This is a genomic window from Agrobacterium sp. ST15.16.024 (assembly GCF_027956545.1).
GTDB lineage: Bacteria > Pseudomonadota > Alphaproteobacteria > Rhizobiales > Rhizobiaceae > Agrobacterium > Agrobacterium cucumeris.
Genome location: NZ_JAQKGO010000003.1, coordinates 222355 through 245210 on the forward strand (window position 1 = coordinate 222355; position 22856 = coordinate 245210).

The 22856-nt window shown below is 59.8% G+C and carries 24 protein-coding genes; 15 read left to right on the top strand and 9 right to left on the bottom strand.

The window, feature by feature from the left end; translation table 11 throughout:
* Positions 1-127: 127 nt before the first annotated feature.
* From PL640_RS12980 to PL640_RS12995, 4 genes are all read left to right on the top strand, one after another.
* The gene (locus tag PL640_RS12980; protein WP_271362219.1) at positions 128-1057 is read left to right on the top strand and encodes an EAL domain-containing protein; all 930 of its coding nucleotides are present in this window, start codon (positions 128-130) and stop codon (positions 1055-1057) included.
* Positions 1058-1203: 146 nt separating this feature from the next.
* The gene (locus PL640_RS12985) at positions 1204-1512 is read left to right on the top strand and encodes a hypothetical protein (protein ID WP_142840347.1); all 309 of its coding nucleotides are present in this window, start codon (positions 1204-1206) and stop codon (positions 1510-1512) included.
* Between the two features lie 183 nt (positions 1513-1695).
* Positions 1696-2598: a DMT family transporter gene (locus tag PL640_RS12990; RefSeq protein ID WP_271362220.1), complete on the top strand. Its 903-nt coding sequence runs from the start codon at positions 1696-1698 to the stop codon at positions 2596-2598.
* A 446-nt stretch (positions 2599-3044) separates the two neighbouring features.
* Entirely contained in the window at positions 3045-3260 is a 216-nt protein-coding gene (locus PL640_RS12995; RefSeq protein ID WP_003494703.1) for a cold-shock protein, read from the top strand.
* 85 nt (positions 3261-3345) lie between these two features.
* On the opposite strand, the gene PL640_RS13000 is transcribed toward PL640_RS12995, so the two are convergent.
* Complete coding sequence (locus PL640_RS13000) at positions 3346-3990, bottom strand: MBL fold metallo-hydrolase (RefSeq protein WP_271362221.1); 645 nt, start codon at positions 3988-3990, stop codon at positions 3346-3348.
* Positions 3991-4223: 233 nt separating this feature from the next.
* Here PL640_RS13000 and PL640_RS13005 point away from each other — a divergent pair, with 233 nt between their 5' ends.
* The 4 genes from PL640_RS13005 (at position 4224) to PL640_RS13020 (ending at position 7681) form a co-directional block, all read left to right on the top strand.
* Positions 4224-4829 carry a DUF1236 domain-containing protein gene (locus PL640_RS13005; RefSeq protein WP_142840350.1) on the top strand — a complete coding sequence of 202 codons (606 nt, stop codon included), beginning with the start codon at positions 4224-4226 and terminating at the stop codon, positions 4827-4829.
* 198 nt (positions 4830-5027) lie between these two features.
* On the top strand, positions 5028-5555 hold the full coding sequence (locus PL640_RS13010; RefSeq protein WP_161991242.1) for a MarR family winged helix-turn-helix transcriptional regulator: 528 nt from the start codon (positions 5028-5030) through the stop codon (positions 5553-5555).
* A gap of 2 nt (positions 5556-5557) precedes the next feature.
* Positions 5558-6271: a response regulator gene (locus PL640_RS13015; RefSeq protein WP_142840353.1), complete on the top strand. Its 714-nt coding sequence runs from the start codon at positions 5558-5560 to the stop codon at positions 6269-6271.
* Between the two features lie 30 nt (positions 6272-6301).
* On the top strand, positions 6302-7681 hold the full coding sequence (locus PL640_RS13020; RefSeq protein WP_142840354.1) for an ATP-binding protein: 1380 nt from the start codon (positions 6302-6304) through the stop codon (positions 7679-7681).
* 48 nt (positions 7682-7729) lie between these two features.
* On the opposite strand, the gene PL640_RS13025 is transcribed toward PL640_RS13020, so the two are convergent.
* The 4 genes from PL640_RS13025 to PL640_RS13040 form a co-directional block, all read right to left on the bottom strand.
* Positions 7730-8071 (bottom strand): tRNA-binding protein, encoded by a 342-nt coding sequence (locus tag PL640_RS13025; RefSeq protein WP_142840355.1) that lies wholly within the window; start codon positions 8069-8071, stop codon positions 7730-7732.
* 27 nt (positions 8072-8098) lie between these two features.
* Positions 8099-8917 (bottom strand): pyrroline-5-carboxylate reductase, encoded by an 819-nt coding sequence (gene proC, locus PL640_RS13030; protein ID WP_271362222.1) that lies wholly within the window; start codon positions 8915-8917, stop codon positions 8099-8101.
* 2 nt (positions 8918-8919) lie between these two features.
* Entirely contained in the window at positions 8920-9420 is a 501-nt protein-coding gene (locus PL640_RS13035; protein WP_142840357.1) for a YbjN domain-containing protein, read from the bottom strand.
* A 428-nt stretch (positions 9421-9848) separates the two neighbouring features.
* Positions 9849-10112 (bottom strand): accessory factor UbiK family protein, encoded by a 264-nt coding sequence (locus PL640_RS13040; RefSeq protein ID WP_046797974.1) that lies wholly within the window; start codon positions 10110-10112, stop codon positions 9849-9851.
* 308 nt (positions 10113-10420) lie between these two features.
* Here PL640_RS13040 and lgt point away from each other — a divergent pair, with 308 nt between their 5' ends.
* From lgt to PL640_RS13070, 6 genes are all read left to right on the top strand, one after another.
* Complete coding sequence (gene lgt / locus PL640_RS13045) at positions 10421-11233, top strand: prolipoprotein diacylglyceryl transferase (RefSeq protein WP_271362420.1); 813 nt, start codon at positions 10421-10423, stop codon at positions 11231-11233.
* 15 nt (positions 11234-11248) lie between these two features.
* A complete protein-coding gene (locus tag PL640_RS13050; protein WP_271362223.1) occupies positions 11249-12349 on the top strand; it encodes a class I SAM-dependent methyltransferase in 1101 nt (366 codons plus the stop codon).
* Positions 12350-12499: 150 nt separating this feature from the next.
* Positions 12500-13294 (top strand): peptidoglycan editing factor PgeF, encoded by a 795-nt coding sequence (pgeF, locus tag PL640_RS13055; protein ID WP_142840360.1) that lies wholly within the window; start codon positions 12500-12502, stop codon positions 13292-13294.
* 1 nt (position 13295) lies between these two features.
* Positions 13296-14447, top strand: a complete 1152-nt coding sequence (locus PL640_RS13060) for a M24 family metallopeptidase (RefSeq protein WP_142840361.1) — start codon at positions 13296-13298, stop codon at positions 14445-14447.
* 89 nt (positions 14448-14536) lie between these two features.
* Positions 14537-15301 (top strand): hypothetical protein, encoded by a 765-nt coding sequence (locus PL640_RS13065; RefSeq protein ID WP_271362224.1) that lies wholly within the window; start codon positions 14537-14539, stop codon positions 15299-15301.
* Positions 15302-15521: 220 nt separating this feature from the next.
* Entirely contained in the window at positions 15522-16454 is a 933-nt protein-coding gene (locus tag PL640_RS13070; RefSeq protein WP_046798416.1) for a ribose-phosphate pyrophosphokinase, read from the top strand.
* Positions 16455-16746: 292 nt separating this feature from the next.
* Here the strand turns inward: PL640_RS13070 and PL640_RS13075 are convergent, their stop codons facing one another.
* Genes PL640_RS13075 through PL640_RS13090 form a run of 4 tightly spaced genes read right to left on the bottom strand, consistent with a single transcriptional unit; the run spans position 16747 to position 20218 of the window.
* Positions 16747-17595 (bottom strand): phosphatase PAP2 family protein, encoded by an 849-nt coding sequence (locus tag PL640_RS13075; protein ID WP_271362225.1) that lies wholly within the window; start codon positions 17593-17595, stop codon positions 16747-16749.
* Complete coding sequence (locus PL640_RS13080; protein WP_271362226.1) at positions 17585-19096, bottom strand: ArnT family glycosyltransferase; 1512 nt, start codon at positions 19094-19096, stop codon at positions 17585-17587. Before PL640_RS13080 ends, PL640_RS13075 begins: the two co-directional genes overlap by 11 nt.
* The gene (locus tag PL640_RS13085; protein ID WP_142840682.1) at positions 19071-19358 is read right to left on the bottom strand and encodes a lipid-A-disaccharide synthase N-terminal domain-containing protein; all 288 of its coding nucleotides are present in this window, start codon (positions 19356-19358) and stop codon (positions 19071-19073) included. The genes PL640_RS13080 and PL640_RS13085 overlap by 26 nt, the downstream gene beginning before the upstream one ends.
* Before the next feature lie 20 nt (positions 19359-19378).
* Entirely contained in the window at positions 19379-20218 is an 840-nt protein-coding gene (locus PL640_RS13090; RefSeq protein ID WP_142840365.1) for a glycosyltransferase family 2 protein, read from the bottom strand.
* 187 nt (positions 20219-20405) lie between these two features.
* Here PL640_RS13090 and PL640_RS13095 point away from each other — a divergent pair, with 187 nt between their 5' ends.
* On the top strand, positions 20406-22670 hold the full coding sequence (locus PL640_RS13095; RefSeq protein WP_309578114.1) for a methyl-accepting chemotaxis protein: 2265 nt from the start codon (positions 20406-20408) through the stop codon (positions 22668-22670).
* The last annotated feature ends 186 nt before the right edge of the window (positions 22671-22856 follow it).

The following is a 22856-nucleotide window of genomic DNA, read 5'->3' on the forward strand; positions in this document are numbered from 1 at the left end:
GTCTTTCAAGGTCAAAAGCCGGCTTATGTGCTGTAGCAGAGAATTTAAACCTTCCTTAACCCGGAAGTAACGCTTGATACGCTACATTCGCGAGCCTAGGGGTCGTGTCTCTATAGCTGGTTGAAAAATGGCGCCCAAAAGCATCTTTTCCAGTCTTGTCCGCGAGGTCGATGGCACATGGTCCACGGCCTACCAAACATTCAACCTCAAATCGGCCCTGCAGCCCATTTTCCGTCGAACACCGAGCGGTGCGCTCGATATCGATTCCTTCGAAGGTCTGGTGCGGCCCCATCGCAACGGCGAACCGGTGACGCCAGGCGAATTTTTCTCGCTGGTGGAGCCTGACGATATCGAGACTATCGACAGCATCCTGCGCACCATTCACATTCTCAATACCGGCAGGCTCAACCGATCCCGCGCCCGTATCTTCGTCAACTTCCATCCGGGCCTGTTCCAGACCCCGGCCAAGATGCGCCAGGAAGTGGAGCGCATGCGTCTTGCCGCCCACGAGGCAGGCATGACGGCGGAGCGCATTGTCTGCGAAATCTCCGAGAAAAAGGCCTCCGACACGCAGATGGTCGCAGACTTCGCCTACCACATGCACGACATCGGTTTTCGCGTGGCGCTGGACGACTACGGCGCCGGTGATTCCGATATCGACCGGGTAAAGCTCATCAAACCCGATTATGTCAAATTCGAAGCCGGCTGGGTGCGCGATTTCATGCAGAATTCCGCAGGAGCCGCCCTTCTGCGCGTCATCGTCAGCCAGTTTCGCGACGATGGAATAGAGCCGGTATTCGAAGGGCTGGAGAGCGGCTGGCAGGTCGATCTGTGTGAGGACCTCGGCGTCCTGCTGATGCAGGGTTATGCTCTCGCCAAACCGGAACTCGCGCCCACAAGCTTCGACGCACGCTTTCCCGAACTCGGCAGCGCCTATTTCAACACTGCGCCGCGGACGGACCGGAACGGCACGACGCCGCCATTTTTACGCGAAGAGCGCGCGGCTGAGCCGCATTCGCAGCGCCAGACCCGCACCTTCGGAAAACGCGGCCTCTGAGGCCATCTGCGGCATGCAGCCGCCTGTAATCGCACTTGCCACAATATTGCCGCAATAAATGCCGCGGAACGCCAGAATTCGGTCTCCAAGCCGTCCATTTCGAAGCCTCTTTTATCCTTCATGGACAGGGACAAGAGGCAATCGCCATGTTTACCAACGACCGGACTTCCGTTGAAAGGTTAAGGGCGCAGAGAACGCTGTTTTCCCTCTGGATGGCGGCGGCTGCTTTTCTTGTCATCGTTACCATGGCCGCGGGTATCGCGACATCCGCCAATGCGGCGGCCCAAGCCGTCGATACATTGCACACCGCGTCTATTCCGCAAGCGGCCACATCGCGGGCAGGTCCGCACTTCCTGCTCATCATCCTCTCGGCTGCGGCCTTCATCGGCCTCGGCATCGGCGGCCTGACGCTGACCCGCCGCAGTCTCAAGGACGAAGCCCGCCGCTACAAATAAGCTGGCGCTCCAAAAGCTACGCCAGTCGCCGCGTCTGACGGTGACCGCCTTCCGCCGGCTTGCGGCACCGGCAGGTTGCTGCTAAAGCACCCAGGAAACCGTCTGATCGACATTTCAAAAAATCCCCGAATTGCCAAGGCCGCGATGGACTGATCTTCCGGCCCCTGTGTGCTGGTGCCAACAATGACGCGTATTCAGGCCAATATGCTGCTTCTGCTCGCCGCAGCGATCTGGGGAGGCGGCTTTGTCGCGCAGTCCTCCGCCATGGCCTCCATTGGCCCTTTCTGGTTCGTCGGTCTGCGTTTCGCCATTGCCGCAATCGCCGTGCTACCCTTCGCCATGATGGAAACCCGGTCGAAGAAATCATCGCCGCGCCGCAAGGAAATCGGCAGTTATATCCTGGTGGGACTTGCGCTGTTCGGCGGCGCCACCACCCAGCAGGTCGGGCTTTTGACCACGACCGTCACAAATTCCAGCTTCCTGACCGGGCTTTACGTCATCTTCGTGCCCGTGATCGCTGTCGTGCTTTACCGGCGACATCCCCATTGGATCGTCTGGCCCTGCGCGCTGATGATGCTCGGCGGCATCTTCCTCCTGTCCGGCGGCGCATTCGAGGCGCTGACAAGGGGGGATATCCTCAGCATCATCTGCGCCTTCTTCTGGGCGATCCAGATCACGCTTGCCGGCCGCTTCGTCTCCGAGAGCGGGCGACCGCTCGCCCTCTCCTGCACTCAGTTCGCGGTTTGCTCCCTTCTTAGTTGCATCATCGGCATTGCCTTCGAACCCATCAGCATGGCCGCAATCGAAGCCTCGCTGGCGGAAATCCTCTATGTCGGCCTCGTATCTTCCGGCCTCGCCTTCGTTTTGCAGGTCATTGGCCAGCGTTACACCACGGCGCCGCAGGCGGCGATATTCCTGTCCTCGGAGGCGCTTTTCGGTGCTTTGATGGCCTCGCTTTTCCTGAATGAGACCATTTCCCGCGCCGGTTATGTCGGCTGCCTGATCATATTCATCGCCATATTGATCGTGGAACTGGTGCCTGAACTGACGCGAAAACGGCAAAAAACCGTGGCTGGAACGGCCTGACGCAAAAAGAACCGTTTTTTCTCGCTCCGCGTCAAAAACGCGTTTCGGCATCCAAAATTTTGCCGGGAACGCCCGCGCTAACCGGCAATTATTTCATCAAATATCGCCTATGCGAAAAAAATGTGCGATTGCACGCCGTTATTCTACCGCAGGTTTTTTATCTGACAAAAAGCCCGTGAAAACTTTTGCTTGCCAATTTTCCATAAACGCATCACTCTACCGCGGTTCGGGCAATTTGCGAGCATGGGAAGGCCTATAATTTTGCGCACTGGGGACGCTATAAACCTCGGGCGGTGGGACGAAAAACGTTGGATGAGAACGCCATTACTTCCCGCTGCGAAGGTCCATTTTCTCAATAGTCAAGAACTGCCTGCCAACGCCCTCGCGGGGCAAAACTGTAATGCTGCCTGTAGCTGAACGCGGGCAGAGCGAAAAGGACCTGATGCATGGCCGAAACTGGCACCGTAAAATTCTTCAATACAGACAAAGGCTTCGGCTTCATCAAGCCAGACAATGGTGGCGCTGATATCTTTGTTCACATCTCTGCTGTACAGGCTTCTGGCCTGTCCGGACTTTCAGAAAATCAGAAAGTGAGCTTCGACACGGAACCGGATCGTCGCGGCAAGGGCCCGAAGGCAGTCAATCTGCAGATTGCTGGCTGACCCTAAAACGGCTTTCTTTTCTAGTTGAAGCCCGGCAGGAATGCCGGGTTTTTTTATGCCTGCGCACACGCCATGCGCAACGCGCTCAGATCCCCTGAAGATAGGGATTGTTGCGGCGTTCATCGCCCAGCCGACCACCAGGACCATGGCCACAGATGAACCCGACATCGTCGCCGAGTGGCAAAAGCTTGTCGCGAATGGACGCCATCAATTGCTCATGGTTCCCGCCGGGCAGATCGGTCCGCCCCACCGACCCTGAAAACAGCACGTCGCCGACATGGGCAAATTGCTGGTCGCGATTATAATAGATGACATGGCCGGGGGCATGGCCCGGGCAGTGATAGACCTCAAAGACATGATCCCCGAAGGATACCCTGTCCCCGTCCTTCAGCCATTTGTCCGGCACGACGTTCTGAAGACCGGCGATACCGTATTTTTCGGCCTGCACCTCGATCCTCTCCAGCAACGGCCGGTCGTCCTCATGCGGACCGATGACCGGCAGCGAGAGTTTCGCGCGCAATTCCTCTGCACCGCCGGCATGGTCGAGATGTCCATGGGTCAGCCAGATTTCCTTGAGCGTGATGCCGTTTTCAGCGACGACCTGAAGGATGACATCCACATCACCGCCGGGATCAACGACAACACCTTCCTTGGTATCCTGATCAAAGAGGATGGTGCAGTTCTGCTCGAACGGCGTGACCGGAATAATGCCCGCCTGCAACTTTCCCATATCCCTTATCTCCTTGTCCGAAAAATCCCGCCTCGTATAGACTGCGACCGATCACAGTACAATGGCGGAGAAAAGATACGGCTTTTCCGTTGCCAGATCGCCCCTAAAAATTACGATAAAATTCAATAAGATAATCGGTATATTACTTCTTAAAACAGGAAGTACCCCCAAAAAATGTGGAACGCCCGGGTGGCCCCGACGTTGTAGCTCCAGTCTTGAAAGGAGTGAGACACATGGACAAGACGCTTAAAATGCTCATGGCTGGCGGCGCTTTCGCCCTGATGGCCGGCTATGCAAACGCCGCCATGGTCGCCACCACCGCATCGGACATTTCCGTTCGTTCAGGCCCCGGCGAAGACTATCCCGAACTGGGTCTGGCCACACGTGGCAGCAATGCCGTGCTGGATGGTTGCATGGACGGCAGCAGCTGGTGCCGCATCGAGGTCAATGGCCTGCGCGGTTGGGCGCATGCCGATTATCTGAATGTCATGTATGAGGGTTCTCCCGTCATTCTCGAAGACCGTCGCACCGAACTCAGTGTGCCTGTCGTGACGTATGAGAAAACCGCAAGCGTGCAGGCTGAACCCAATCCCGGTGATCCGAACCTCGGCCGCGTCGGTGATGTCGACATCACCCCGCCCGAAGCGGTTATCACCTACATGGACGAGCATCCTGCAGACACAGTCACCTTTGATGGCGACGTGGTGGTCGGCACAACCCTGCCGTCCGATACCCGCCTCGTTGAGGTTCCCGACTATCAGTATCGATATGTCCGGGTGAACGACGTGCCCGTTCTGGTCGAGCCATCAACCCACCGGATCGTCTACGTCTACCAGTAGACCTCTGGCTAAATCGTATGAAACAACTGAAGAGCGCGGGCTTTCCGCGCTCTTTTCTATTTCCGGTAAAGGCCACTCAGGATTCCAGTTGCACCCGCACCCGCAGCATATTATCCACCGCAACAGAAAATGATCGGCGACATTCTCCCGAGCGGACGCATTTTCGGCTATGTTTACAGAATATTGGCGCATCGACGTATGTCAGCCGCAGGATATGAAGGAACCGCAGTGCCACCGCAATCGCTCAAAACCGCCGCCGCGAGACAAATACCGGCACTCCCGAAGGTTGACGACGGCAAGATTGACTTCGATACGATCGAGGCGTTGTTTTTTGCCTATCGCGATTTCGTCTCCGACCCTGATGTCATCCTGTCGAAGCTGGAATATGGCCGCGCCCATCACCGGGTAGTCTATTTCGTCAGCCGGCAGCCCGGCATGACGGTGGCGGATCTGCTCGACACGCTGCAGATTACCAAACAGAGCCTCGCCCGCGTGCTGAAGCAACTGATCGATGACGGTTACATCCGCCAGATGGCCGGCCCCGAAGACCGCCGCCAGCGCCGGCTTTATCCGACGCTGACCGGCCGCGAATTGGCCCTGGCGCTGAGCGAACCGCAATCGCGGCGTATTGATCGTGCGCTGGAGGGCCTTGGTCCCGATGCCCGCGCCTGCGTACGAAAATTCCTGGCGCAGATGCGCAGCCCGACAACAGGGGAAGGCGACTGACGATGGCGACAGCAACGACAAAGCGCCCGCCGGCGGATGATGACGCCGCCCACCTTCTCATCGTTGACGACGACGCCCGCATTCGCAACCTTCTCCAGCGCTTTCTGGGTGAGAAGGGGTACCGCATTTCCGTCGCTGGGGATGCGGCCGAAGCCCGGCGCAAGATGATCGGCATCCGCTTCGACCTGCTCATCCTTGACGTAATGATGCCGGGAGAAAACGGACTTTCGCTCACCCGCTCGCTGAACGAGGACAAATCCGTGCCGGTCATTCTACTGACCGCCCGGTCGGAGGCGGATTCCCGCATCGAGGGGCTGGAGGCCGGGGCGGATGATTATCTCGCCAAACCTTTTGATCCGCGTGAACTCGTGCTGCGCATCAACAACATCCTGCGGCGCAACACCTCGCCGGATACCCCGAAGATCGAGCAGATCATGTTCGGTCCCTACAGCTTCTCAATTCCCAAAAGGGAATTGCGCCGCGGCCCCGAAACCATCCGCCTGACGGACCGCGAGCAGGAGATCATGCTGCTTTTTGCGCTCCGCGCCGGCGACACCATTCCCCGGCATGAACTGGTCGAGGCGGAATCGGAAGTGGGCGAAAGAACCATCGACGTGCAGATCAACCGTCTTCGCCGCAAGATCGAGGACGACCCTGCCAATCCGGTCTATCTGCAGACGGTGCGCGGCATCGGCTACCGGCTAAGCGTGGACTGACAAGGACAAACGAAAGGCGGGCGCACGGCCATGGCGAGCCTCGATTTTCTCAATACGGTCAAAAAAAGCGGCATAGCAAAGACCTGGCGCTCGTTTGCCAGAGGGCTGCGCCATTGGCTGCCCACCGGGCTTTACACACGTTCGCTGCTGATCATCATTTTGCCGATGATCCTGCTTCAGGGCGTGGTCGCCGCCGTGTTCATGGAACGCCACTGGCAGCTGGTGACGGAGCGTCTTTCCGCCGCCGTGACGCGCGATATTGCCGCGATCATCGAGCTCCTGCAAACCGACCCCGAGGAAGATGACTACCAGCGCGTCATCCGCATTGCCCGCGAGAAGCTGGATCTCAGCGTCTATATCGAACCGAAGGCAGACCTGCCCGCGCCGAGGCCGGAGCCGCTGTTTTCGATCCTCGACAGAATTCTGGCCGATCAGTTGCGCCAGCAGATTGGCAGGCCGTTCTGGATCGACACCTATGGCAACGGCTCGCTGGTCGAAATCCGCGTCCAGCTGGACGACAAGACCCTGCGCGTCTTTACCAGCCGCAGCGCGGCCTATGCCTCAAATACCCATATCTTCCTCGTCTGGATGGTCGGCGCATCGCTGGTGCTGATTGCAATCTCGATTCTCTTCCTGCGGGGGCAGATCAAGCCCATCGAAGCGCTTGCCAAAGCGGCAGAGAATTTCGGCCGCGGCCAGAAACTCACAGCCTATTCTCCCCGTGGCGCAGATGAAGTCCGGCGGGCGGGTCTCGCCTTCATCCTGATGCGCGAACGCATCGAGCGGCAGATGGAACAGCGTACCGCCATGCTCAACGGCGTCAGCCACGACCTGCGCACCATCCTCACCCGTTTCAAGCTGCAACTGGCTCTGGCGGGCGACAATCCGGACCTTGAAGGGCTGGACAAGGATGTCGAGGACATGCAGTCGATGCTGGAGGCCTATCTGACCTTTGCCCGCACCGATGTCGAAGAGGATGTCGGCACGCTCGAGCTTCCCGCACTTCTGGAAAAGATCGGCCATGATTTTGAACTTCACGGCAAGAAATTCAGCTACGAGCTTTATAATATCGAGCGCATCATCGCGCGGCCGAATGCTCTTTCCCGCCTTGTCGCCAATCTGGCGGAGAATGCCCGGCGTTATGCGACCAATCTGCACATCGATATCCGCAAGGCACCGCGCTCCATCATCATGACCTTCGATGATGATGGCCCGGGTATTCCGGAAGCCTCCCGCGAGGATGTCTTCAAGCCGTTCTTCCGGCTGGATGAGGCGCGCAACCTCAACGCCTCGGGTACGGGACTTGGCCTCTCCATCGTCCGCGACATCGCGCGCAGCCACGGCGGCGACGTCTCGCTGGATGACAGCCCCTTGGGCGGGCTGCGGGTAATCGTCAAAATTCCGGCGTAAGATACATCCCGCGCTCGATCCGAGAGATCGAGCGCCCGTGCTGTTATCTCAGCACATTTTCTCGCCGTTCGGCACCGGCCGTTCAACCGCAGCAAGCACGATATCACCGTTACCGTCAGCAAAGCCCAGCGTCAGGACCTCGGAGCGGAACGGGCCGATCTGACGCGGCGGAAAATTCACCACAGCCAGCACCTGCCGGCCAACCAGACTTTCCGGCGTATAATGCACCGTAATCTGTGCCGAAGATTTCTTGATGCCGATCTCAGGTCCGAAATCGATTTTTACCTTGATTGCCGGCTTGCGGGCTTCGGGAAAGGGCTCAGCCTCGATGATCGTGCCGACACGAATATCGACCTTCTCGAAATCGGCGTAGGAAATTTCACCGCTCATACCCTGCTCCCGCCTGCCTGCAATGCTTCAACCAGCAAGTTCTTCGGCGCGTGTCTTTGCCGCCGCAACCGCCTTGTCGAACAGCGGCTGCATGCCATCGTCAGCCATCAGCACGGAAAGTGCCGCGGCCGTCGTTCCGCCCGGTGAGGTCACGTTCTGGCGCAGCCGCGCCGCCTCATCGGGAGACTGGTGCAGCAACTCGCCCGCGCCGGCCACGGTTTCCCGCGCCAGACGCATGGCCACATCCGCCGGCAGACCGGCCTTGCGGCCGGCTTCGGCCATGCATTCCACCAGATAAAAGACATAGGCCGGGCCGCTGCCCGAAACCGCGGTCACCGCGTCGATATCGCTTTCGGTTTCCACCCATTCGACCGGACCGCTGACCTTCAGCAATCCGTCCACCACGGCTTTAAGCTCCGGCGTTACCAATTCATTGGCATAGGCACCCGTCACGCCGCGCCCGACCATGGCTGGCGTGTTGGGCATGGCCCGCACGGCGGCAACCGCGCCGAAATGCGACACGAAGGTGCCGATGGTCGTGCCCGCCGCAATCGAGACAACGACGGTATCCGCTCCCAGGAGGGGTTTGAGGGACGGCAGCACGGCTTCCATCATCTGCGGTTTCACCGCCACGAAAAGAATGCCTGCCTTGATGCCGTCAGGCACGCTTTGGCTATGCGTTGCACCGGCTTCGGCAATCGTTGTGCGCATGGCATCGGAAGGGCGCGGATCGATGACGATGACCTGGGATCCCGGCACGCCCTTTTTCAGCCAGCCCGAAAGCATGGCGCCGCCCATATTGCCGGCGCCGACGAGCACCAGCGGACCGGAAGCCTTGTATACCATCTTCACGCTTCTCCGACGGTCTCGAACATGACCGCTTCGATTGCACTTTTCGCATCCAGCCCCGACCAGACGACGAACTGGAATGCCTGATAATATTGTTCGCAGGCCTCAAGCGCGCTGGAAAGCAGCACTTCCACCTGCTGGTTGTTCGGTTCGGCACCACCAGCCAGAAGCAGGGACTGGCGGAAAATCACCACGTCTTCCTGCCGCCACAGATCGAAATGACCCATCAACACCTGGCCGTTGACCTGCGAAAGCAGGCAAATGACTTCGTTGACGCGGTGGTCGGGCACCTTGATGTCGAAGGCGCAAGCCAGATGCAGCGCTTCGAAATCCTCCATCCAGGCAAAGGAAACGTGATAGTCGGCCCAGTGACCAGCCACCGTCATGGCGATCTCGTCTTCGCCGGAACGCTCGAACGACCAGTCATTCGAGGCAGCGACAATCTCGATCATGTCCACGGGATTGGACTGACGCTCAATTTCAAATTCTATCAGGCTCATGCGGCACCTTCTCAGCCGGTATGGATGTTCTGTTTTGAACGCCGGGCACAAAACGCACACACAAACCGGATTCAACATTTGAGACGATTGCCCGACACCAACAGAATTACGCATTCACCCTGTCCGGAGCTTACCAGGTCGTTTCGAATCATCATTTAAAATCAGTGTATAATGGCCGAGTCCTGCTGCCACCCCTCGTCCGCCATTTTTGCTTTTTGAACAGTGGATATCTTCTCCCCCATCACCTCAGGCGAGATACATAAGCGACTCTGGCGATTGCGTTTTTTGGAAGTGTCCACAGGCACCAAAAAAATCGCGCCAGAGGCTGGTTTCGGCAACCGGAGATTATTTCGGGTTGCATGGCCCGCAAACAAAAAGTCCCGGAATCGCAGGCGATCCGGGACCCATCAGGAAAAAGCGCTAAAGAATCAGTCGTTAGTGGCCGAAAGTTTTGCTTCCAGAGCCTCGATGCGCGCGCGCAGCGCATCGTTTTCATCACGCGCCTTGATGGCCATTTCACGCACCGCGTCGAATTCCTCGCGCTTGACCACATCAAGACTGTTAAGCCAGCGATCGGCCTGTGCATGAAGGGCGGCTTCCGCTTCCTTGCGCACGCCCTGCGCCGCGCCGGCCGCATCGGTCATCAGCTTGGCGAATTCATCCAGAATACGGTTGGTGCCTGTCGTGCTCATGGCGCTGTTCCTTCGTCGGTTCAGGGAGCGTTCCATTCCCTGCTGTTGATGCCTTTCAGGTAGGTGCTCGACAGCCGCCTTGCAAGCGAAATCGAAAAATGCAGCCTTTCGCTGCAGCGTCCGACATCGCAATCCGCTCACGAAAAATCACCTTGACCGCCGCCTCGGCAATCGCCATTTTCCTTGGCGTCAGGGAGACCGGTGAGCATCATCGCCCGGCCCCTCGAGGCAATGGATCATTCTGTTGTCCGCCCAGCAACGATGACGGAATATACGGATTGTTAGCCGCTCCCACTCAACTTGCCATCATGCCCTTTCCCAATATTGATCCGATTGCGCTCTCCATCGGGCCTCTGGCGATCCACTGGTATGGCATTGCCTATGTCGCCGGCATCATGCTCGGCTGGTTTTATGCCCGTCGCCTCGCCCGCACGGATCGCCTGTGGCCAAACGAGACGTCGCCGATCTCGGCGCAGCACCTTGATGATTTCATCCTGTGGGCAGCTGGCGGCATCGTGCTCGGCGGCCGCATCGGCTACATCCTGTTTTATGATCTCGGCGCCGTTGCCGCCAACCCGATCAGAGCGCTGGAAATATGGAACGGCGGCATGTCGTTCCATGGTGGCCTGATCGGCACCACCGTCGCCATGATCCTCTTTGCCCGCAAGAACGGCATCCCGGTCTGGAGCATGTTCGACGTCATTGCGGCCGTGGCACCCATCGGCCTGCTGTTCGGCCGCATCGCCAATTTCATCAATGGTGAATTGTGGGGGCGCATCGCCGATGTTCCGTGGGCAGTCGTGTTCCCGACCGGCGGCCCGTTCGCGCGGCACCCGAGCCAGCTTTATGAAGCCGGCCTGGAAGGCCTCGTGCTCGTCATCATTCTCGCCATTGCCATCTATGCCTTCAGGGCGCTGAAAACGCCCGGCGTCGTCACCGGCATCTTCGTCTGCGGTTACGCGCTGTCACGCATCTTCGTGGAATTCTTCCGCGAGCCGGATGCCCAGATTGGTTATCTCGCCGGTAACTGGCTGACCATGGGCATGGTGCTTTCCACACCCATGTTCCTTCTCGGCCTCTGGGCGGTCCTGCGCGCACGCCGCGCGGCAAAAATAGCCTAAGCGGTATGGCCTGCCATGACGACACCGCTTGCGCAACGCATCAAATCCCTTATCCGGCTCAACGGTCCGCTCAGCGTCACCGATTATTTCTCGCTTTGCCTCGCTGATCCCGAACACGGTTATTACAAGAGCCGTGAACCCTTCGGCCGCTCGGGTGATTTCATCACCGCCCCTGAGGTCAGCCAGCTATTCGGCGAAATGCTCGGCGTTTTCGTTGTCCATGCCTGGCAGCGGCACGGCGGACCGGCGCAAACCCAGCTGGTGGAGATCGGCGCCGGCCGCGGCACCATGATGTCGGACATGCTGCGCGTCATCCGCCGCATCGCGCCGCCGCTTTACGAGACGATGCGGGTGCATCTGGTGGAAACCAGCCCCCGCCTTTCCACAATCCAGAAGGAAACGCTTGCCGACCATGCCGACCGGCTGGCATGGCATGAAAGTTTCGACGTGGTGCCGGAAGGTTTCCTGCTCCTCGTCGCCAACGAACTTTTCGACGCCATCCCCATACGGCAATTCGTCAAGACGCCTCAGGGTTTTCGCGAACGGGTTGTCAGTCTCGATGCAAATGACGAGCTTGTCTTCTCGACCGGCCTTGCCAGCATCGACCCGGCCCTCTTGCCGCCGCAGCCTGAACGACAGCCGCTTGGTACCATATTCGAAGTTTCACCTGCCCGCGAAGCCGTGATGACGGCCATCTGCCAGCGCCTGTCGGCCCATGGCGGCACGGCGCTTGCCATCGATTACGGCCATCTGGTCGCCGGGTTTGGCGACACCCTGCAGGCCATGCGCAACCATGCATTCGATCCGCCGCTAGCACATCCGGGCGAGGCCGACCTGACGAGCCATGTCGATTTCGAAAGCCTCGTCAGAACGGCCGAAGCGACCGGCGTGCATGTCAACGGCACCCTGAGACAGGGAGACTTTCTTTATGGCCTCGGCCTCAAGGAGCGGGCAGCAGCCCTTGCCGCCAAGGCTACACCCGATCAGACGCTGGCGATTGCCGAAGCGGTCAACCGCCTTGCCGGCGAAGGGGCCGGCAAGATGGGGGAACTTTTCAAGGTCGTCGCCGTTTCAAGTCCCGCGCTTCATCTCATGCCGTTTCGTGCGGTGGATTGACAGCGCAATAACCTCTGGGCCAACATCGCCGCGACACACGAAGCAGGCACACTGCATCACACACGCCGCGCAACGCCGCAGCAACAGGAAACATCTCGCTTAACGCACCCCACCGGCCAACAGCGATATTCTCCAAGGAACTCCCGCACCATGCAGAACGAAACGCTGCCGCTCCCCATCCAGAGCCCCCTGCTCGCCGCCTCTGGTGAAAACCGTGTTCGCCACGGCTTCTTCACCCGGCAGGGCGGCGTCTCCTCGGGGCTTTATCAGGGTCTCAATGTCGGTCTCGGCTCGCATGACGAGCCGGAACTTGTGCAGGAAAACCGGCGGCGCGTGGCGCAATGGTTCGGCCTTTCGGCTGAACGCCTTGCCACCGTGCATCAGGTCCATTCCCCCGATGTTCTCGTGGTCGATGAAAGCTATGACGGCAACCGCCCGCAGGCCGATGCGATGGTGACGGCGACACCGGGTTTCGTGCTCGGCGTCTTGAGCGCCGATTGCGGCCCGATCCTGTTTGCCGATGCCGAAGCCGGCGTCGTGGGCGCCGCCCATGCCGGCTGGAAGGGTGCATTGTTCGGCGTTCTCGAAAACACCATCGAGACCATGACAAAACTGGGTGCCAGCCGCGAGCGTATCGTCGCCTCACTCGGCCCCTCCATCAGCCAGAGCAATTACGAGGTCGGGCCGGAATATGTGGCACGCTTCACCGATATCGATCCGGCTTACGCGGATTATTTCACCGCAGCCGAGAAACAGGGCCACGCGCTCTTCGACCTCAAGCGGTTTACCATCGACCGCCTGACCAAAGCCGGCGTCAGGGCGGAAAATCTCGGCCTCTGCACCTATCCTGACGAAGAACGTTTTTATTCCTATCGCCGCACGACCCACCGCGCCGAACCCGATTACGGCCGGCAGATTTCCGCAATCGCAATTCTGGAGGACTGACATGGCCCTGCACTTCGAGCTTTCGGAATTCGATGCCCGCCGCGAACGGCTGATGGCGAAAATGGCGGAAGAGAAGCTGGATGCCCTGCTGCTTTTCGCGCAGGAAAGCATGTATTGGCTGACCGGTTACGACACCTTCGGCTACTGCTTCTTCCAGACGCTGGTGGTCAAGTCCGACGGCTCGATGACGTTGCTGACCCGCTCGGCCGACCTGCGCCAGGCGCGCAATACCTCGATCATCGAAAATATCCTCATCTGGGTCGACCGGCCCAATGCCGACCCGACGCTCGATCTTAAAAATCTCCTGAGTGACCTCGACCTGCTCGGCGCAAAGATTGGCGTGGAATACGATACCCACGGCATGACCGGCCGTGTTGCCCGGCTGCTGGACAACCAGCTTGCCAGCTTTGGCCAGATGGTTGACGCCTCATACCTCGTCAGCACGCTCAGGCTCGTCAAAAGCCCGGCCGAGATTGCTTATGCCCGCAAGGCCGGCCAACTGGCCGACGACGCCCTCGACGCCGCTCTGCCGCTCATCAAGGCCGGCGCGGACGAAGCCGCAATTCTTGCAGCGATGCAGGGCGCGGTTCTGGCGGGCGGCGGCGATTATCCCGCCAATGAATTCATCATCGGCTCCGGCGCGGATGCGCTGCTGTGCCGTTACAAATCCGGCCGCCGCAGGCTCGACACCAAGGACCAGCTGACGCTGGAATGGGCCGGCGTCAGCGCCCATTACCATGCCGCGATGATGCGCACGGTGGTAATCGGCGAACAGGACTTCCGCCAGAAGGAGCTTTACAGCGCCTGCCTGCAAAACCTCACCGCCATTGAGGACGTATTGCGGCCGGGCAAGACCTTCGGCGATGTCTTCGACGTGCATGCCCGCGTCATGGACGAGCGCGGGCTCACCCGCCACCGTCTGAACTCCTGCGGTTACTCGCTGGGAGCGCGCTTCTCCCCTTCCTGGATGGAGCATCAGATGTTCCATGCCGGCAATCCGCAGGAGATTACCAGCGACATGACGTTGTTCGTGCATATGATCGTGATGGACTCCGATGCCGGCACCGCCATGACGCTCGGCCAGACCTATCTGACCACCGACGGCGCTCCCGAGCCGCTCTCACGCCATAGCCTCGATCTTCTCACAGCTTAAATCACCACCGGGTTTGACAGAGCGGGAAAACCGCCCTTACATTGCCGCACCTTGGGCAAGAAGGAGCGGAACATGAGAGAAAACGTCACATGAGCCGGACGGGGTTCGTCCCCCCTCTCCCAGCCTTTGTCTTTCCAGCTCTTGCCGTTCCGGCGCTGGTTTTGGCCCTCTCGGGCTGCAACACCACAGAGGCGCTGACCCCGCAGGTGGACGTCGGCCACAACGCTACACAATCGACGCCGGTAACCCAGGGCGATCTCGACCAGATGGCCGCCGCCGCCGACCGCGCGCCGGCAGGCGCTTCGGCAACCGCATCGTCCGTGCCGGCCTATGCGCCGCAGAATTCCTTGCAGGCGCAGGCACAGGCGCTTTCGAGCGGCAATCAGTATGGTGAGCCGCTTGGCCAGGCCCCGTCATCCGCAGCATCGCCTGCAGGTGGCCAGCCACCACCTTCGCAACAGACAGCCTCGCTTGCTCCGGCGGGTTCCGGCAATACCATCCGTTTCCTGCCGATCATCGGCGCGCCCGTTCAGGCCGTCACGCCGCTCTCGCGGCAACTGGGTGCCGAAGCACGGGCCAAGGGACTGACCATCCGCGCCTCCAACGACAATTCGGCAGAGAACATCCTGAAAGGATATTTCTCCGCCTTCGCCGATGGCGGCAAGGTCAATGTCATTTACGTCTGGGACGTTCTGGATGCCAATGGTGTACGGCTTCACCGTCTTCAGGGACAGGAGACGGTGGCTGCAAAGGGCAGCGATCCATGGGCCGCCGTGACCGACAGGGTGATGCAGGATATCGCCGCAAAAACGCTCAATGACTATTCATCATGGAAGCAGTCTCAAAGAGGATGAGGTGAAACGGCGGGAGAAGTCACAGAGATTTCATGAAAATCATTGCGAAAGCGCTGAGTCCTCTTGCAATCGGAAGCAACAGCGCTATTAAGGCGCGCATGGCAACAAGGCGTGTCCGGCAAAGGCTTTTCGGCCGGATGTTCCTCCCCTTGAACGACGCTTGGTTACGGCAGACGGACTTCCGTAGCGCAAGGCGATGGCATGGAAACAGGCGGCCGCAATGAAGGTTTTCGCAGGCAATTCGAACCGGCACCTTGCCGAAGCGATCTGCAAGTATCTCAACGTTCCTCTCGGAAATGCCACCGTAAAGCGGTTTGCTGATCAGGAAATATTCGTAGAAATCAGTGAAAACGTACGTGGCGAGGACGTTTTCGTCGTTCAGTCCACATCGTTTCCGGCAAATGATCATCTGATGGAACTGCTCATCATGATCGATGCCATGCGCCGCTCCTCGGCAAAGCGCATCACCGCGGTGCTTCCGTATTTCGGTTATGCCCGCCAGGATCGCAAGGCCGGCCCCCGCACACCGATTTCCGCCAAGCTCGTCGCCAACCTGATCACCGAAGCCGGCGCCGACCGCGTCTTGACGCTCGATCTTCATGCCGGCCAGATCCAGGGCTTTTTCGATATCCCGACCGACAACCTTTTCGCAGCCCCCATTCTGGCCCGCGATATCAAGGAACATTACGACACCAACAACGTCATGGTCGTTTCACCCGACGTCGGCGGCGTGGTGCGCGCCCGCGCCCTGTCGAAGCGTCTGGACTGTTTGCTGGCCATCGTTGACAAACGCCGCGACCGTCCGGGTGAATCCGAAGTCATGAACGTTATCGGTGATGTTTCCGGCAAAGATTGCATCCTGATCGACGACATCATCGATTCCGGCGGCACGCTTTGCAATGCGGCCGAAGCGCTGTTGAAGAAGGGCGCCACCAGCGTCACCGCCTATATTACCCACGGCGTGCTTTCCGGCGGCGCAGTTGCCCGCGTGGCCTCCTCGAAGCTGCGCGAACTCGTCATCACCGACAGTATCCAGCCCACCACCGGCGTGCAATCCGCGCATAATATCCGCGTCATCAGCACGGCGGGCCTGCTCGGCGAAGCGATCAACCGCACCGCGCAGGAACAGTCGGTGTCCGGCCTGTTCGACTGACGCTGCCGTCCTCTCCTCGCGCTCAGTCATCCTCGGGCTTGACCCGAGGATCCTTTGATTTCGACGAGTTATGGATCCTCGGGTCAAGCCCGAGGATGACCGAGGGTTTGAAAACCTCGCATCCGAGCGTTCGCTGAACGCATGCGCGTTTCAAGCAAAAAATCGCACGATTTATATTGTTGGGAACACAAGCCGCCCTGCAGCACGTGTTCTCGACTAAAGGTCGCTGCCTTTCGCCTCACGGAAACCATTGACGCGTTAAAGCGCAACCGCAAGAATCATTCTGCATCACTCAAGGCGATGCCGCACCCGCATCCGGCGGACGCTGCAGGCGTGTGGCGGCAGCCTTGATTTTCGGCCACCAGCGCCGGGCCCTCACACGCACCGCATGGCTGCCATTGCGCCACAGGCTGACGGTATCGGCCGTGACGGCATCGCTCGTAAACAGATGTCGATGGTGACCAATTGCCAGCGCCCGGTAAAGAAACAGCGTCGTCAGGGCTGAAAACAGCACAGACATCACCACATCGCTGAGGAAATGCCCACCGGCCGCGATACGAAGACCGGACATGAGGATAACCGCGCCGGCGGCGAAGCTGCCCATCGCAACACGACCGCGCCATTGCAGACGGGGCCAGACGAGTGCGCAGAGCGGCAGGAAAAAACTAGCGATCAGCGCCGTTTCCCCCGAGGAAAACGAACAGTTGGAAAAACACTGCGTGCTGAACTGGAAAGGCGGCGTAAATAGCTGTTGCCCGCCGAAATCGCTGACGCTGAAAGGCCGGGCGCGACCAATATTGGCCTTCAGCACGCCGTTCACCAGAAGCCCGGCGCACAGAACCACCGGGCCGCAGAGGAAAGCCCAGACCCGCCAGCCGGTGCGCTGCAGGGAGCCAAGCCGGGTGTTGCCGATAAGGACGATGAAGGCCAGAATGGTGGCGAGCTCCGTCAGCTCGCGCAATGTGTCGCGAAACCACTCAGGCAGCGGCTCGCGGCCAGACCACAAATTTCCCTCGGGAGAGAAGAACAGCGAAGAGAACCCAAGATCGATGGATGGGAAGGTCGCAAACAGGATGACAAGCGCCAGGGTAACGAACATTACCCAGATCGTGATCCGCATATGCGAAAGGTCATTGTCCATTGGCGCCTCCCGGAATGCACTGCGGCAGCAGGCGCCACAGCCCGATTTCCCTGCCTTCGAGGAAGCCCGGCCCGGCAGTCCAGCGCGCAACCGGCGCCTCACCGGCAAGGCAGGCCGGCAGGCCATCCATGCTTGCCAGGAACATGGGATTTTTGGCCTCACCGGCTTTCAGCGGATAAAGAAGCGCATAGTGGCTGGACGGCACGCCGGTTTCCGGCAATGCGCGTGTCAGAACCTGTTTTTCATCCCGCAGCTGATAAAAAAGCTCGGCCAATATGGAGCGATCGGAAGCGACGATGGCATCCGCCCCCGCCTCTTTCGCCCGCGTAAAACCGGTGGACACCAATTCCGACCGACCGAGATAACGCTTCATCGCCAGCTCGCCGCTTGGCAGGCGCAGTTCGGTCCCGGCAATCGTCATGACGGGCAGCGCGACGGCGACGATGCCACCGAGCACGAGGGTGGAGACCGTCAGCCAGCGCCGGGATGCCAGCACCGGCACCGCCAGAAGCACCCCCGCCGCATAGGCCCCGACAGCCCAGTTGGCGAGCGCTCTCGACATCAAACCCTGCGCCGTGATCAACAGCACGATCGGCACAGAGAGGGCGACCAGCGCCCTGGTTTCGGCACTCTTTGCCCGGAAGGTCGCGACGATCATGGCGACGAAGACGAACGGCCCGACGACACCCGCCTGCGAGAAGAAAAACTCAAGCGCCGGACCGATTTTCAGCTGAATGCCGTTCCAGTTGGCATTGTCGGCCGTATGGCGCGCGGTCATGAAATCATGTGCCACATTCCACCACAGATTGGGAGCGATGACAGCGACGCAGACAAGCGCGGCAATGCCTGCGTCCCGCAGCCGGATGCGCCATGCCTCGCAAAGCCAGCCAGCCGCGATGAAGCAGGGCAGAAAATAGATCATCGCATATTTCGACATCAGGCCGAGGCCGAAACAGAGACCGAGCGCAAGGCTCCAGCCCACCGCCGCCCTGCCCTCAATGCGGGCTTGCGCCAGCTTGCGCACGCAGATCATCGACAGCACGATGAACAGCATCATCGGCGTATCGGTCGAAATCAGCAGGCTGCCGAGCGTCACGGCGGGCAGCGTCAGATAGACGACGGCGGCGAGCGAAGCAAGCCTCACATCGTAGATCATCCGTCCAAGAACAAGAATGGCCGCCGCCGCGATGCCATGCACCACCGGTGCGGCCAGTCGCACCTGAAAAGTACCTTCGCCACCGCCCAGAATGCTGAATGCACGAATGAGCCAGCCGATCAACGGCGGTTTGGAATAGGCACCGAGAGCCATCTCCCGACCCCACAGCCAATATTGCGCCTCGTCGACGAACAGATCGGTCCGATTGAAGGCAAGACCGAGGACGCGCAGCACCGTCACCAAAACGATGGCCGCAAGCGCCAGCGTCATCCACTGGCGCTGCTGGCTCGCCTGCGCATAGGGCAAAGCCGCTGCCCCGTCATGCATGCTGGCGGCGTTCTGCATGGATCAACCACAGATTTCGGGCATAGATGAACAGGCCGGACGCCTGTCCGATGATGAAGACCGGGTCGCGACGCCAAACCGCATAGGACAACAGCACAAGGCCGCCGAGAACGGAAAAATACCAGAAGGCCACCGGGATGACCGAACGGTTGGCCCGTTCCGACGAAATCCACTGAACCAGAAAACGCATGGTGAACAGCATCTGGCCCATGAAGCCGGTCATGACCCAGAGAAATTCCTTCCAGCTGTTCACATGCAGCATGGACCATATGGCCGGTGTATTCACGGCGATGTCTCCGTTTTGAAAGTTTCGGCCCAGCTTGCCCGCTTGCGCCGGCGCAACAGCCAGGCGACGCCGATCAGATCGTGAATGCCGACGAGCGCGCGGCCGATATTGGTGTAATGGGAATTGCCATGCTGCCGCGCCCGGTGCGTCACATCGACATGGGCGACCTGCCAGCCGTCGCGGTTAAACAGCGCCGGGAAATAGCGGTGGTGGTGGTCGAAATAGGGCAAGGCGAGATAGGCATCGCGGCGGAAGGCCTTGAGGCCGCAACCGGTATCGCGCGTTCCGTCCTTCAATATCCGCGCCCGAAGCCCATTGGCAAAGCGTGAGGAAAGCCGTTTTCCAAGCGTATCGCGCCGGCCGACGCGCTGGCCGGCCACCAGCCCTAGGCGGCCGGCGGCATTGGCGGCAAGAAGCGGCGCGAGAAGCGCCGGCAGATTATCCGGCGGGTTCTGGCCGTCGCCATCAAGCATGCAGATGACAGGCGCACGCGCCGCCTGCACACCGCTATGGATCGCCGCCGATTGCCCGCCCTGGCGGTTGTGCCGCACCAGCCGCAGCATGGGATAACGATCGCCGAGCGCAAGAACGGTATCCGCCGTGCGGTCGGAGGAAGCGTCATCCACCACGACGATCTCGAATTGGCCGACCGGCTGGCAGGCAGCCACGATCTCCGCCACGAGCGTTTCCACACTCGCTTCTTCATTGTGCATGGGCACGATAACGGCGAAATCCGGCGTCGATCGCAAAGTGGCTCCGTCACATCCGTCTGCGCGGGTGGCGCAAACATCATCGATAGTGGCAGGAGATGGAGCTCGAAAAGCTTGCATGAACATGAACGACCGTTGAACTTCGCACGGTATGCGCCCGTTCTGTTGCAGTTTTATAACGGGTACGACGCCTGAACAGGTCGGCGATTTTTTCGCGGTATGCGGGAAATAATCATACAAATTTCAGCCCTTTAACGTGGCCGTAAACAATTGTTGCGACGCTGCGGCAACGTTTTTTTGGGGGAGGAAACAGATGCCGGGTGCAAATCCGACTGCTGTCAGAGCTAAATCATTGTCAATCAAGGCCAAATTTGCGGCGCTCGTCACCGGTGCGACGCTGGTTTCCTGCCTGTCCGTGGGGCTGCTGTCCTATGAGATGGGTAAGTCGGGCTTGATCGACGCCAGCAAAATAAGGCTGGAGACGGTTGCAGGAAATCAGTCCAAGCAGCTGGACGCCTATACGCTGCGGGTTGAACAAAGCATTTCCGAACTGTCGCAAAATGCCGCGATCGCCCAGGCGCTGGAAACCATGACCAATGTCGTGCCGACGGAAAAGGATGCGATCATCCAGGCTTTCCGTCGCGAAGGTGTCTCCGAGGAAGAGCGCGCCTCCTTCAACGGCGAAGGATTGCGGTTGCTCTATGCCATTCGCCACGCGACGATCAACGCGACCATCGCCAGCGTCTGGCGCAACACCCGGGTCAGCGATATCTATGTGATCGACAAGACCGGGCTGATTATCTATTCCGTCACCAAGGGCAAGAACTTCCTGACCAGTGTCAAGGACCCCGAGAACAGCGCGATCAAGGAATTGTTCGATCGCGTTGAAGCCGGCAAGGACGGTGTCGTCAGCACGACCGGATTTACCGGCGGCGCGAATGATTCGGCCATGGTCGGCATGCCGCTCGCGGTCTCCAACTGGGGCCAGCTGCAGCGCAAGGGCGCCGTCATCATGCGCATTTCAGCCGACCGCATCGGCGCGGTGGTCACGCCGGAGGAAACCGGCAAGACCATCGATGACGCCGTTCTTCTGACGGCGGAGGGCAAGCGCCGGGCAGGCGTGCTCTCGGGCGGCGCAGATGCCGCGGTTTCGGAAAACCTCGCGGCCCTCTCCGGCACCAGCGAAGCTGGAACGGTGATGGCGCAGACATCTGCGGGCAACATCTTCTATGCCTATCGCCCCGTCTCCGTCTTCGGACAGAAGCATCTTCTGGCCATCGGTCAGCAGGAAAGCAAGGTTCTCGCTGCCGCCAATGATCTGGCCTTCTGGGCGACGCTGGCGACACTGGCGGTGCTTGCCGTCATGACGCTTGTCGGCATCTTCGTTTCCGCCAGCCTCACCAAGCCGCTGACCGGCCTCGCCAGGCTGATGGAGCGCCTGAACGGTGGTGAAAACAACATCGAGATCAAGGCGGTTTCCCGTGGCGACGAGATCGGCACCATGGCGCGCGCGCTGGAATCCTTCCGTCAGGGCATTCTGGACAAACAGAACATGGAAGCCGAGTCCCATCGCAAGAGCGAAGAACTGGACGAGGAACGCGCCCAGCGCGAGATGGAAAAAGCAAGAAGCGCCAAGGAACTGGAAGAGGCCGTCGATGCGCTTGCCTCCGGCCTTGCCCATCTTGCAGCCGGCAGGCTCGATCTGCGCATTGAAAAATCCTTCGTGCCGTCGCTCGATCATCTGCGCATCGACTTCAACAACTCCATGGCGGGGCTGGAAGCGACAATCGCCAATATCGGCGAAAGCGCCAATGCCATCCGCTCCGGCTCCGGCGAGCTGAAAAGCGCATCGGAAGATCTGTCGCGGCGCACGGAACGTCAGGCGGCCGCCCTTGAAGAAGCGGCAGCGGCACTGGGCGACATGACGCAGGCCGTCAATGTTTCGCTTTCACGCTGCGATGTCGCAGTTGGTACGACGGCGGAAACCATGCAGGACGCCCATAAATCCACGGCTGTCGTGAAGGAAGCCATCGTCGCCATGGAGCGTATCGAAACCTCGTCGTCCAAGATCCGCCAGATCATCGACGTCATCGACCAGATCGCCTTCCAGACCAACCTTCTGGCGCTGAATGCCGGCGTGGAAGCGGCGCGTGCCGGTGAAGCCGGAAAGGGCTTTGCTGTCGTGGCGCAGGAAGTTCGCGAACTCGCCCAGAAATCGGCAGCCGCCGCCCGCGACATCACCACATTGATCGCCACTTCGGCGGGCGATGTGGAAAGCGGCGTGGCGCTGGTGCTGAAAACGGGCGAAAGCCTGGAGCAGATCCAGAAACGCATCCAGTCGGTCAACGACCAGATCGGCGCGATTGCCACGGCCTCGCGCGAACAGTCCGGCCGCCTTGGCGAGATCAATGCCTCGGTCAACGAACTCGATCATGTGACGCAGCAGAATGCGGCGATGGTGGAGGAAACCACGGCAGCGGCCTTCTCGCTGGCCAACGAGGCGGATGGCCTGACCGAACAGGTAGGGCAATTCTCCGTCGGCCATACCCAACAGCGGGATCAGCGCTACGCGGCGTAAAGCAACAACAAAAGGCCGGAAATCTTATCTCCGGCCCCAGACCAAGGACAAAAATCCATCATCCGCACACCGTCACCCCGGACTTGATCCGGGGTCCAGCGCGGTCAAGTCCTTGATCGCGAGGGACTCTTTCACGGCGCAGACGCGCCGTGGCTGGATGCCGGATCTAGTCCGGCATGACGGAGG